The sequence below is a fragment of the Streptomyces doebereineriae genome, from assembly GCF_031845645.1.
Lineage (GTDB): Bacteria > Actinomycetota > Actinomycetes > Streptomycetales > Streptomycetaceae > Streptomyces > Streptomyces canus.
Map to the genome: position 1 here is coordinate 208,005 of NZ_JAVREZ010000005.1, position 11,981 is coordinate 219,985.

Sequence of the window (11,981 nt, forward strand, 5' to 3'; positions counted from 1 at the left end):
GCGCAAAGGAGGACTGGTGGGTTCCGTTGTCGCAATGGAGATGTCCTGGGGGCAGGCGCAGCAGTGGCATTGGATCAATGACATGCAGCGCGACCCCAGCCGATGGGCAGTCATCGGTGACGTAGTCGAATTCGGGTGTGAATCCAAAACGGCTCTGGAGGACGCCCTGCGTGTCCTCTTGGCGGACTACGAGCTGGATCTCTGGGCTGTAGCCGAGGCGCCCTCAGGCGAAGCACGGCTCTGGCAGAGCCCCCGTGAAGTTCCGGTCGAATGGACTGATCTACGGGGTGGTCCAGCATGGGCGGTACACTTGATTCACACCCGATTCTGTCATGGATACTATGAAATCGACGTGCATAAGGCGCCGATCCGCTTGTTCGGTTACACGCGCCAGGACGGGCGATTCTCGGTGGTCGCTGCCGTATCGCATGTCTTCGCCGACGGCGCCGGCCTGAAGGGGTTCGCGCGAGTCCTGTCCGATCGTCTTGCGGGGCGCCAGGTCCCCGTCGCCTCCCTTTCCGACGTGGTGCTGGCACAGCGGGCGGTGAGACGTCGAACAGCCGCGCCCGAAGCGGAGGTGTCCGACGGGTTCGACACCTACCATGCGTCCAACCACTGGGGTCGACTCAAGGCCCGCGAGAGCGGTGAGCTGGTTTTCCGTGCGGAGAAGGGTTCCGTTATCGGCGATACAAGGGCGATGACCACGTCCGGAACCATGGTGGCCGCGCTCGGTCGCGCCTGGAGAATGTGCCTGGGAGCGGACGCGAACGCGAAGGTTCCTCTGACGCTGCTCCACAGGCTTCCGAGCCCCGTAGCCGGCCGTGCTTACATGGGTCCGGGCGATGTGAACATCCTCCTCTCGGCTCCAGACCCCGAGGCGGACATCGTGGAGGAGGGCGCACATGTCTGGCGCTCTGTCGTCACTCAATCCCGGAAGCTACTCACTGATCCCCCGCTTGAAGCCGGGACTGAGCCGTGGAGGGCTGAACAGGAGAGATTCCAGCGGATGTTGCGCCTCAACGTCCGGGCGAACGCGTCGGAACTGGCCAGAAAGCCCGGCAGCGACCGGTTTAGCGTGCAGACGTCTTTGAACAACGGCCGTTGCCGAGCCCTGGCGGAGGTTGCGTTCACTCCTCAGGTGGTCACCATTTCCTGGGACATCCCCAGGGCTGCGGCGGCCCAAGGTCAAGCCGAGACGTTCGGACAGCTGGTTCTCACCAAGCTCCTCACCGCCGGTTGAACCGCCCGGGTTCGCCGCTTCCGGCCCCCGTCTCCTGCCGGCCGGTCCGGTCACCGAGGCTCACGCCTCGGTGATTTGCCGACCGACAGGCACGCTGACATCATCGTGAGCGTGATCACTGCCGACGTGTCGAACTGCCTGATATTGACGGGCATGCCGGGGGCCGGAAAGTCCACTGTGACCAGGCTCGTCGCCGAGCGACTGCCGCGTTCCGCCCGCCTCAGCGGCGACGAGCTCAACAGGATGATCGTCAACGGTTTCGTCTGGGCCCTGGGCGAGCCCGCTGACGAAGCGGCGCGACAAGTGGAGCTGTTGCACCGCAATCTGTGCGCGCTGGCCAACAACTTCACCGACGCCGGCTTTACGACGGTGATCGATGCGATCATCCCCTCCCGCGAAGAGCTGGACTTCTTCCTGGATCTCCTCGCCCCTCGACAGGTTCTGTTCGTCGTCCTCGCACCGGGCATCGAGATCTGCCAGTACCGAAACTCCATCAGGAATCCAAGCGATCGGTTCGACTTCGACGGTTACGAAGGCCTCGACGCCGATATGAAGCGCGAATTCGGGGACGCTGGCTGGTGGTTCGACACCGCGGCCCTCACTCCGGACGAAACCGCCGACCTCATCGTCCGCGAAGCCGGTCACCGAGGCCTGGTGAAATGACCGCACCGATGGGGGAGCATGGTGGGGCTACGCCCGCGATCTTGCGGAACTGGCCGCACAGAGAGCAGCCGCACAGAAACAGGGGCGGTGCACTGGACGTCGATCGTTCACGCTGTTCTCCGCCGACCGACCCAGTAGGTCTCCACGGCTGGACCGATCCACGCCCCAGGGCACGCGAACCCACGTCAGACCGTGCGTGATCGGGTGCAGTCTGCCACCAGTTCCCAACCTGAGCCCTTCAAGATTCGGCGAACCCGTCGGTTTCCGGTGACTCCATGATCAGCGCGGCGATCTGTGACGGCGATCTGTGACGGCGACATCGTGACGTACGCAGGCAAGACAGCGCCGATCAGGGCGACATCGTCGCCGCGCTCTTGGACGACGAGGCCACAGTCAAGGTCCTGCGCCGGCAGGACGGGCAGGTGTGGCTCATGCCCCGCAATCCGGCCTACCAGCCGAACCCCGGCGACCAGGCGCAGATCCTCGGCAAGGTCGTCGGCGTCCTGCGCCTTCTTTGAGAGACGGAAATCCCTTGGAGGCGGACCTGTTGGTCATGTCAAGCTGTCACCCATCAGCGGGTGTAGCTCAGGTGGCCAGAGCGCCGGCCTCCAAAGCCGGATGCCGCAGGTTCGACTTCTGCCGCCCCAGTCACTGAGGTCTTTCAGGGTGGCCACCGATCGGGTGACAGGCGTCGTGGCCGCAACGCACAAGGCTCCCGTGCCGTTGAGGGAGGTGTTCGAAGTCTCAACCCATCGGCGCAGGAGCCTTGTTGGTCCCTCATCCTGCCGCACTCGACCTGCCCCATGAGCTCATCGAGTGGGTCACGATGCTCATCGTCACCCGCGAGGGTGACCGCCGCTGCAAGCTCCCGCCGCACCTGCGTGCCCTGGTCGCTCTGGTGTACCTGCGCAAGCACGAGCCCTTCGCACAGATCGCCGCCGGGTTTGGCATCTCGGTCGGCACCGCGCACGCCTACACCACCGCGGTCATCGATCTCCTGGCCGCCCGCGCACCCGGCCTGTTGCGCGCTCTGCGCGAGGCAGACCCCGAGTTCGTGCTGCTCGACGGCACCCTGGCCGAGTGCGACCGCCTCGGCGACGGCCGCGCCGACTACTCGGCCAAGCACCGTCGGCACGGGGTGAACGTGCAGGTGGTCACCGATCCACACGGCGAGGTGCTCTGGTTGTCGCCGGCCCTGCCGGGGCGCTGCCATGACCTGACTGCGGCCCGTGCCCATCGGATCATCAGGATCTGCGAGCGCCAAGGGGTGCCGATCCTGGCCGACCGCGCTTACATCGGTGCCGGCGCGTGGGTGACCACACCGGCCAGACGGCCTGCGGGAGGGGGGCTGTCGCTCACCCAACAGACCGTCAACCGGGCGCTGTCGAGGGCGCGGGCCCCGGTCGAGGGTGGAGTTGCCCGTCTCAAGTCCTGGCGGATCTTCCGCAAAGCCGCGGTGCAGCCCGAATCGAATGACGTCAATCGCAGCAGCGGTCCTCGCTCTGGAGCGGCAACGCTGAAAGACCTCACTGATCCTCCTCTGCTGCGGGTCTAGAGCGCGAAAGCGCATTCAGCCCAGGTCACGGATCCCAGGTCATCAAGGCCTCCACCGCAGACCGCGGCCACCGGCGGGGCGACTCCGCGACCACGCGTCTTCCTCACCCCGAGATAGCGCCGCCCGTTGCAGAGCTGAGAAGGCGGCCGCTGGTCGACGGCTTCGTGTCCTGCGCCTGGACAACTGCGGCGGCGGTACGTTCGCGGTCGCTGTGGCAGGGGCGGCACTCGCTGTCGGCGGCGATGCCGGCCTCGGGGGTAGACAACGCTCCGCAGGCGGCACCGCACATTGCAGAGGGCCGCTCGCGATCTCCGCGAAGTTCAGATGCGCCGGCAGCACCCGCAAAGCCGTCCGCCCCCGCTCCCCGCGCCAGGGCGTCGTCTCGATCCGGTCCCGCAGCGCGGCGAGAACCTCGTACGCCTGGTGGCGCGACTCCAGGACTCGCGTGCTACTCACCAACGCCGAGGCGCTGGCCCACACCCGGCCGTTGTAGTCCAGCGAGCGCGCCTGCCCGGAGCGCAGCGCGATGTGCCGGGCGTGCGCCGACCACCCTCGTGGTCGGGGTGGAGCAGCAGCCGGGTCAGCTCGTCGACGGTTCCGCCGGCGCGGGCGACCTGGCAGGCGATGGCCGCCGTGATCGGGTGCCCATGCTCGGCCGCAGTACGGTGCGAACAAGCTCATTCGGCCCTCGGGGTGGCCCACGGCAAAGCTTGTACGGCCTGACCAGGCCACATGTAGCGGAAGTGCCACAACACCGGCAGTGGGGCCTGCCAGGTCTGCAAGCCTTTCGGGCAGGCGGCGACGATCGCCGCAGGTCAGGAACGTACACCGGTGCCAACTAAAAAGCCTGGGCACATCGCTTTTTGCGCAACGAGAGTCGAGTCTCTTTGTTCCAGGTTCGGCCGTGCGCTCACCGATCCGATCCGCTGCCGCATCCTGCTCGCGCTACGCGAAGCCCCGGCCTACCCCGCCGATCTCGCTGACGCGCTTGGCATCTCGCGTACCCGGCTCTCCAACCACCTCGCATGCCTGCGTGACTGCGGGCCTGGTCGTCACCGTGCCCGACGGCCGCCGCACCCGCTGGAGACGGACGGCGCGTGCGGCTGCCGCCCAGGCTGCGATTGCTGTAACTGACCGTCCGCAGAAGCCCGGAGGATGTCGGATCGGACCGCGAGACGCTCCTCGATTTGCCGATCTCCGTCAACTCCCCAGCGCGAGGAGGGCTGCTATGACGGAGATCAGAGCGAGTGCGATGAACAGGCTGGGATAGCCGCCGAGCGGTCCGGCCAGCGCGGCTCCCGCGAACGGGGCCAGGGCGGATGCGATGGTGGCCGGGGCGGCCAGCAGCCCGGACAGACGCCCGTACTGCATCGTGCCCCACCGGTCGGTGACGGCCGTGGCCTGGAGCAGGGTGAGGTTGCCGCGCACCATTCCCGCCACGATCGCGATGCCCACGAGGAGGGGGAAAGGGCCGGAGACCATCGCGAATGCGGCGGTGGTGATCCCGCCCAGAACGATCAGGGCGACAGTGCGGGTCGTGACACCGGTGCGGCAGGCGAGCGTGGCGTACAACGTACGGCCGAGGGTCTGTCCTGCGCCGCCCAGACCGAGGGCCCAGGCGGCGGCCGTGGGGCCGGCCCCGCGTGCGATCAGCAGGGGGACAACCGCGATGACGACGGCGTACATGGCGAAGCTGTTCAGCGTGAGCGCGGTGGCGAGCATCAGGAACGGTCGGCTGTGGACCACCGAGCCGCTGCGGGCTTCCCGTGGGGAGGGCGGCGTCGGTGCGGGCGGCCAGGGTGCTCGTAGCGCCAAGGCGTGGGCGGGGATGGTCACGAGGGCCAGGATCACCGCGAGTACGGCGTACGTGGCGCGCCAGCTCAGGTGCTCGGCGAGTGTGGCGGTGAGTGGAGCGAAGGCGGTGGAGGCCAGACCGCCGGCCAGGGTGACAACAGTGAGGGCGCGGACGCGGTCTTCGCCCCACCAGCGGGTGAGGGCGGCGAAGGCAGGCTGGTAGAAGGTGGCGGACATCGTCACGCCGGCCAGCAGCCAGGCGGCGGTGAAGACCGCGAGGTTGGGCGCGTAGGCGATGGTCGGTACGGCGACGACGCCCAGGACGGAGCCGGTGGTCATGACGGCGCGCGGGCCTCGGCGGTCGAGGATGCGGCCGACGGGTATGCCGGCGAGGGCGGAGACCAAGAGCGCGCCCGAGAAGGCGGCCGTGGTGGCGGTCGTCGACCAACCCGTGGCCGCGGTGATCTGCGGATTCAGCACGGGGAAGGCGTAGTAGACGACGCCCCAGCCGGTGATCTGGGTGACGCACAGAGCGGGCAGCGCGGCGCGAGGCCGTGACCGGTCCCCTGTTCCGGTCACGGCCTCGCCGGCACGGAGGTCGGTCATCGGCGGATCAGCAGCAGCCGCCCGCGACGGACGGTTCCTTCACGGTGACGGCGGTGTCGGCCGGGGCGGTGCAGCAGGTGCTGCCCTGCTGCTTGGCCAGGGAGTCGGCGTCGGCCTTGACGACGTAGACCTCCCAGCGTTCCTGGCCGGGGCCGTGGACCCAGACCTTGTCCTGGACGGCGTAGCAACAGGTCGTGTCGTCCTCCACGTCGGTGGCCAGGCCGGCCTTACCCAGGCGGGCGGTGGCGGCGTGCACCGCCTCGGTGGTCTCGACCTCGACGCCGAGGTGGTCCATGCGCGTTGCCTCGTCCACCGTTCCTTCGATCAGGACGAGCTTGAGCGGGGGATCGGCGATGGCGAAGTTGGCGTAGCCGTCGCGGAGTTTGTCGGGCGCGGTGCCGAACAGTTTGCTGTAGAAGGCGACCGAGGCGTTGAGGTCGGGGACGCGGAGGGCGAGTTGTACGCGGGGCATGGCGAATCTCCTTGTGCAGGTGGGGAGTTCAGCAGCTGCTGGAGGCGGTGACCGGGGCGCCGATGCCGATCTGGAGGGTGGCGGGGGCCGCGCAGCAGCCGCCGACTTCAGCGTCCTGTGCCGCCTCGGGGGAGTCGAACAGACCCGCGCCGCCGCACACGCCCGTGTCCGGGAGGGTCAGCTCGACGCGCTCGGCGGCCTCCTGGTCTCCGGCGAGGGCGGCGGCGATGGAGCGGACCTGCTCGTAGCCGGTCATGGCGAGGAACGTGGGGGCGCGGCCGTAGGACTTCATGCCAACCAGGTAGAGGTCCTTCTCCGGGTGGGAGAGCTCGTTGACGCCGTGCGGGTAGACGGTGCCGCAGGAGTGCTGGTTGGGGTCGATGAGCGGGGCCAGCGCGGTCGGGGCCTGCAGGCGCTCGTCGAGGCCGAGCCGGAGCTCGGAGAGGAAGGAGAGGTCGGGGCGGAAGCCGGTGAGGACGATGACCTCGTCGACCGGGTTAAGGCGGCGGCCGTCCTCGCCGACGAGGACCAGGCGGCCGTCGGTTTCGCGCTCGATGGCGTCGGTGCGGAAGCCGGTGACCGCGTCGGCGTGGCCGTCGTCGACGGCGGCTTTGGCGGCGAGGCCGAGGGCGCCGCGGGCGGGCAGCTGGTCGGCGGTGCCGCCGCCGAAGGTGGAGCCGGACATGCCGCGGCGCAGGATCCACACGGCCTTGGTGCCGGTGCCGTCGTCGGACGTGGCGAGGTCGGCGAGGTAGGCGAGCGCGGTGAAGGCGGAGGCGCCGGAGCCGATGACTGCGGTGTGCTTGCCCGCGTAACGGGCGCGCACGGCCGGGTCCTTGAGGTCCGGCACGCGGTAGGTGATCCGGTCGGCGGCCGCCTTCTCGCCGAGGGCCGGTAGGCCGCTGGCGCCGGCCGGGTCGGGGGTGGTCCAGGTGCCGGAGGCGTCGATCACCGCGCGGGCGAAGAGCCGCTCCTCGCGGCCGTCGGCGTGGGCGATGTGGACGACGAACGGCTGGGTCTCGCGGTCGGCGTCCACGATCCGGTCCCGGCCCGCACGGGAGACGCCGGTGACGGTGGCGCCGAAGCGCACCTGATCGCCGAGGACGTCGGCGAGCGGCTGGAGGTACTGCTCGGCCCAGTCCCCGCCCGAGGGGTAGGTGGCAGCGGCCGGCTTCACCCAGCCGGTGGGGGCCAGTAGCTTCTCGGCGGCCGGGTCGGTGACCTCGCCCCAGGTGGAGAACAGCCGCACGTGCGACCACTCGCGCACCGCCGCTGCGGCGACCGGGCCGGCCTCCAGGACCAGCGGGGTGAGGCCGCGGTCGACCAGGTGGGAGGCGGCAGCGAGTCCGGCGGGACCGGCTCCGATCACGACGACGGGCAGCTCGGTGGTGGCAGGCGCGTTCACGGTCGGCTCCTCGGTGTTTCGACATCCGTCGATGGCTTGTGCGGCCAGCATGGCACCTGATTCGACAAGCGTCAACATAGACATTCATCAAATCAAAGGGGGTTCGTTCATGGAGCACATCGACGTCGCGGTGATCGGGGATGGCCAGTCCGGGCTGGTCGCCGCGCATGCTCTTCTCGGGCACGTCGCGACTGGCGGCGGGGTTGTGGTCGCGCTACGCCGTCGACCCGGCTGGTCATCGACGACGGCTGCTACGGGGCCGCTGTCACCTCCGGACGGCCGGACCGTCGCCCGGTGTTCACCGGTGCCAGCGGCACGAGGGTCATCTGGGCCGACGGAAGCGCGGTGGAAGTGGACGCGATCGTGCTGGCCACCGGCTGCCGCCCCGACCTGGGCTACCTCGCCACCGTGAAGGGATGTCGCTGACGCACCCTGGGCTGGCGTACGTCGGGCTGGAGTGGCAGCGCAGCCTGTCGTCGAACTCCCTGCGCGGGGTCGGACGGGATGCCACCCGGGCCGCGCGGCATGTCGCGGCTCGCCTCTCCCGGGCCTGAGGCCGTCCGGCCTCGCCCCACTGGTTCGACATGTGTCAACATAGATGCATGTCGAATACGAAGGTGCTGCCGCTGCTCGAACCCGAGGTGTCCGAGGCTGTGGCGCCGTGCTGCCCACCTCTGACCGAGCGCCCGTTCACCGCGGAGGAGGCCGAGACGGCCGCGGGGATGTTCAAGGCGCTGGGTGACCCGGTGCGACTGCGACTGTTCTCGGCGGTCGCCTCACACGAGGGCGGCGAGGCCTGCGTGTGCGACATCTCCGACGTCGGGGTCTCCCAGCCGACCGTCTCCCACCATCTGAAGAAGCTCAAGGAGGCTGGCCTGCTCACCTCCGAGCGACGCGGCACCTGGGTCTACTACCGCGTCGAACCGTCCGTACTGGCCGCGATGGGCAAGCTGCTGACCATCGCCCCGGCCGCGGCCTGACCCCGACCTACGCGAGCAGGCCGGCGATCTCACGGGCAGCCTCGCGGGCAGGGCGTGCGACCCGGATGAGGGTGGCGGAGGCGGGGCCGGTCCAGTCGCCGTAGCCGAGTAGATGCAGCCGAGGCTCGCCGACCGCACGGATGTCCGTTGTGGCGATCTGGCCGCGTCGGCCGCGGAGTTGGAGCGGGGCCAGGTGGGACAGGGCAGGGCGGAACTCGGTGCACCAGATGACCGCGTCCCGCGGCGCGGGTGCCGTCGGCCCACTCAACGCCGCCAGGGACGAGGCGGGTGAACATCGGGCTCGCCTTGAGCAGGCCGCGGTCCCGGATCTCGCGGACAGGTGGGACGGCGACGATGTCGCCGAGCGAGCCGACGCCGCCGGTGTCGGTGCGGCCCTCGTCGAGTGCGCGGTGGCGGGCGGTGGCCGCGTCGAACAGGGCGCGGCCGTCGATGTCGTCGGCCAGAAAGCGCGGCGGACGCTGGGTCACCCAGGTCAGGTCGGTGTCGGTCGTGAGCAAGGTCGGCAGCGATCTGAGCGCGGGAGTTGCCGCCACCGACCACAAACAACCGGCGGCCCGCGAAGTCCTGGGGCCGCCGGTAGCCGACGGTGTGCAGTTGCCGGCCGCCGAAGTCCGCGCAGCCGGGGACGGCTGGGAGGGAGGGGCGCCACCAGGTGCCCGTCGCGCTGATCACCGGGCGCGCCAGGTGTCCGAGTCCGTCTCCACGTGCAGGAGTTGGCCGTCCTCGCATACTCCCAGCACGCGCACTGGTGGCTGGACCGGCAGCTCGTAGTCGCGCTGCGGCATGGGCCGCCCCGGCAGGGAGGAAGACCGCCGGGGAGAACAGGTGAAGCGAGTCCCAGGTGTGCTGCCGGCCCGGCCATGGCAGGCCAGCGCACTACAACACCTCGCCGGGGGCTGTGTGCTGATCCCCTGGCGCACGTCCAGGTAGCAGCGCAGCCGGACACTGGCTGCCGCGGATCCCACCAAACCCCGGCGGTGCCGCCGGTACGGCCGAGAGATCTGAACCGATACCGGGAATCAGGCGGCGACGAGCTCCTGCTCGCGGTCCGGCATTTCGACCTTGGGCTTCTTGTTCGGCAGCGAGAGCCGGAAGACCTTGTGCCACGCGGAGAACACCTGCTTGGGCAGCGGGCCGGTGACGTACTCCAGCTCGTACTTCTCGAACAGCGCGCGCACCTTCACCGCGACCTCGGCGTACCGGTTGCTCGGCAGGTCCGGGAACAGGTGGTGCTCGATCTGGTGCGAGAGATTGCCGGTCATGAAGTGCATGGCCTTGCTACCGCTGATGTTCGCCGAGCCCATCATCTGGCGCAGGTACCACTGGCCGCGCGTCTCGCCCTTGATCGACCGGCGCTCGAAGACCTGTACGCCCTCGGGGAAGTGCCCGCACATGATCACCGAGTGGGTCCAGATGTTGCGGACCAGGTTCGCGGTGAACGTGGCGGCGAGCGTGGGGAGGAACGACGGGCCCGACAGCAGCGGGTGGATCACGTAGTCCTTGAGCACCTGCTTGCGGATCTTGCGGCCCACGGCCCTGGCCTGCGCGCGGAACTCCGGGTTCTTGCGGCGGCGCTTGTGCAGGTTCTTGCCGAGCTCCAGGTCGTAGGCGGCGATGCCGTATTCGAAGAAGCAGGCGTTGAGGAAGTTCCACAGCGGCTGGCCGAGGTGGAACGGGTGCCACTTCTGGTCCTCGTCGACGCGCATGATGCCGTAGCCGAGGTCGTTGTCCTTGCCGATCACGTTGGTGTACGTGTGGTGCAGCTCGTTGTGCGAGTGCTTCCACTGCTCGGACGGCGAGACGTGATCCCACTCCCAGGTGGTGGAGTGGATCTTCGGGTCCCGCATCCAGTCCCACTGGCCGTGCAGGATGTTGTGGCCGATCTCCATGTTGTCCATGATCTTCGCGACGGAGAGCCCGGCGGTGCCGAGCAGCCACGCGGGCGGGAAGATCGAGAACAGCAGCACGCCCCTGCTGACCATCTCGAGTTTGCGCTGCGCCGAGATGACCTTGCGGATGTAGGCGGCGTCTTTCTCGCCGCGGTCGGCGATCACCTCGTCGCGGATCGCGTCCAGCTCGCGGCCCAGCTCCTCGATCTGCGCCGCGGTCAGGTGGGCGGTGGGGTCGATGGCGGTCAAGGTGCTCCTACCGGTCGATGTCGCAAGGGCCCGCCGCGGCGGACACGCAGGTCTGGATGAGGACGCCCGGCTCGGCCTCGGTGATCTCGCCGGTGCGCAGGTCGCGGACGGCGCCCGCCTTGAGCGGCGTGACGCAGCCGAAGCAGATGCCCATGCGGCACCCGGACGGCATGAGCACGCCGGCTTCCTCGCCGACGTCCAGCAACGGCGTGGCGCCGTCCGCGTCGACGGTCTTGCCGGTGGTGCTGAACGTGACCTCGCCGCCGTCGCCGGCGACGACGATGCTGGGGCGGAAGCGTTCGGTGTGCAGGCGCTCCGGGACGCCGTGCTCGCTCCAGTGCTTTTCGGCGGCGTCGAGCATGCCCGTCGGCCCGCAGGCCCAGGTCTCGCGCTCGGCCCAGTCGGGCACGAGTTCGGCGAGACGGGCGATGTCGAGCTGGCCGTCCGTGTCGCTGTGCACCTCGGTGAGCCGCAGCTTCTTGTCCGCGACCAGGTCGTGCAGTTCGTTGCGGAAGATCACGTCGTGCGGCTGTGGCGCGCAGTGGACCATGACGACGTCGTCGAACTCGGTGTCGCGCAGCATGCCCATCACGGGCGTGATGCCGCTGCCGGCCGTCAGGTAGAGCACCTTGGCGGGCTTGGCCTGCGGCAGCACGAAGTCACCGGTCGGCTGGTCGAGCTGGATCAGCGTGCCCGGTTTGGCCCTGCGGACCAGGTGGTTGCTGACCTTGCCGTCCGGGATCGCCTTCACGGTGATCGTGACGCGGCCGTCCTGGCGGTTCGTCGGCGAGGTCAGGGAGTAGGCACGCCACAGGCGCACCCCGTCGACGTCGACCCCGATCCGCACGTACTGACCGGCTGTGTGGCCGCGCCAGCCCCGTCCCGGCCTGATCACGATCGTCGCGGCGTCACCCGTCTCGGGGTGCACGGCCTCGATGCGCCCCCGCAGGTCAGCGCCCGCACGCAGCGGGCTGACCAGGTCGAGGTAGTCCGACGGCAGCAGCGGCGTCGTGACCATCTCCAGCAGTTTCCACGCCCTGCTGCGCAGGGCTGTACTCGTCATGACTCCAGCTTGCTGCGCCTCAAGGCGTAAAGTCCTGACCGCAG

General features: G+C 69.2%; 10 protein-coding genes, 1 tRNA gene and 4 pseudogenes. 9 read left to right on the plus strand and 6 right to left on the minus strand.

The window, feature by feature from the left end; genetic code table 11:
* The first annotated feature begins 16 nt into the window (after positions 1-16).
* The 6 genes and pseudogenes from RNB18_RS17120 to RNB18_RS17145 form a co-directional block, all read left to right on the plus strand.
* Complete coding sequence (locus tag RNB18_RS17120) at positions 17-1,240, plus strand: hypothetical protein (protein WP_311714933.1); 1,224 nt, start codon at positions 17-19, stop codon at positions 1,238-1,240.
* Positions 1,241-1,351: 111 nt separating this feature from the next.
* Positions 1,352-1,903: an AAA family ATPase gene (locus RNB18_RS17125; protein ID WP_311714934.1), complete on the plus strand. Its 552-nt coding sequence runs from the start codon at positions 1,352-1,354 to the stop codon at positions 1,901-1,903.
* Positions 1,904-2,163: 260 nt separating this feature from the next.
* Positions 2,164-2,421 (plus strand): annotated as a pseudogene (locus RNB18_RS17130) (LexA family protein); the annotation flags it as partial.
* Positions 2,422-2,477: 56 nt separating this feature from the next.
* Positions 2,478-2,550, plus strand: a tRNA-Trp gene (locus RNB18_RS17135).
* Between the two features lie 122 nt (positions 2,551-2,672).
* Positions 2,673-3,423, plus strand: a pseudogene (locus tag RNB18_RS17140) (transposase family protein).
* An 890-nt stretch (positions 3,424-4,313) separates the two neighbouring features.
* A pseudogene (locus RNB18_RS17145) lies at positions 4,314-4,542 on the plus strand (ArsR/SmtB family transcription factor); the annotation flags it as partial.
* 116 nt (positions 4,543-4,658) lie between these two features.
* Here the strand turns inward: RNB18_RS17145 and RNB18_RS17150 are convergent.
* From RNB18_RS17150 to RNB18_RS17160, 3 genes are read right to left on the minus strand one after another with little or no spacing between them, the layout of a single operon-like run.
* The gene (locus RNB18_RS17150; RefSeq protein WP_311714935.1) at positions 4,659-5,858 is read right to left on the minus strand and encodes an MFS transporter; all 1,200 of its coding nucleotides are present in this window, start codon (positions 5,856-5,858) and stop codon (positions 4,659-4,661) included.
* A gap of 7 nt (positions 5,859-5,865) precedes the next feature.
* Positions 5,866-6,330, minus strand: a complete 465-nt coding sequence (locus RNB18_RS17155; RefSeq protein WP_311714936.1) for an ArsI/CadI family heavy metal resistance metalloenzyme — start codon at positions 6,328-6,330, stop codon at positions 5,866-5,868.
* Positions 6,331-6,358: 28 nt separating this feature from the next.
* A complete protein-coding gene (locus tag RNB18_RS17160) occupies positions 6,359-7,735 on the minus strand; it encodes an NAD(P)-binding domain-containing protein (protein ID WP_311714937.1) in 1,377 nt (458 codons plus the stop codon).
* 294 nt (positions 7,736-8,029) lie between these two features.
* On the opposite strand from RNB18_RS17160, the gene RNB18_RS17165 reads away from it, so the two are divergent.
* Genes RNB18_RS17165 through RNB18_RS17175 form a run of 3 tightly spaced genes read left to right on the plus strand, consistent with a single transcriptional unit; the run spans position 8,030 to position 8,715 of the window.
* Positions 8,030-8,161 carry a hypothetical protein gene (locus tag RNB18_RS17165; RefSeq protein WP_311714938.1) on the plus strand — a complete coding sequence of 44 codons (132 nt, stop codon included), beginning with the start codon at positions 8,030-8,032 and terminating at the stop codon, positions 8,159-8,161.
* On the plus strand, positions 8,152-8,289 hold the full coding sequence (locus RNB18_RS17170) for a hypothetical protein (protein ID WP_311714939.1): 138 nt from the start codon (positions 8,152-8,154) through the stop codon (positions 8,287-8,289). The genes RNB18_RS17165 and RNB18_RS17170 overlap by 10 nt, the downstream gene beginning before the upstream one ends.
* Before the next feature lie 48 nt (positions 8,290-8,337).
* Positions 8,338-8,715, plus strand: a complete 378-nt coding sequence (locus RNB18_RS17175) for an ArsR/SmtB family transcription factor (protein WP_311714940.1) — start codon at positions 8,338-8,340, stop codon at positions 8,713-8,715.
* Positions 8,716-8,722: 7 nt separating this feature from the next.
* On the opposite strand, the pseudogene RNB18_RS17180 reads toward RNB18_RS17175, so the two are convergent.
* From RNB18_RS17180 to RNB18_RS17190, 3 genes and pseudogenes are all read right to left on the minus strand, one after another.
* Positions 8,723-9,585 (minus strand): annotated as a pseudogene (locus tag RNB18_RS17180) (NAD(P)-binding domain-containing protein); the annotation flags it as partial.
* Between the two features lie 170 nt (positions 9,586-9,755).
* Positions 9,756-10,874: a fatty acid desaturase family protein gene (locus RNB18_RS17185; protein ID WP_311714941.1), complete on the minus strand. Its 1,119-nt coding sequence runs from the start codon at positions 10,872-10,874 to the stop codon at positions 9,756-9,758.
* A gap of 7 nt (positions 10,875-10,881) precedes the next feature.
* Complete coding sequence (locus RNB18_RS17190; RefSeq protein WP_311714942.1) at positions 10,882-11,937, minus strand: ferredoxin reductase; 1,056 nt, start codon at positions 11,935-11,937, stop codon at positions 10,882-10,884.
* Positions 11,938-11,981 lie beyond the last annotated feature (44 nt).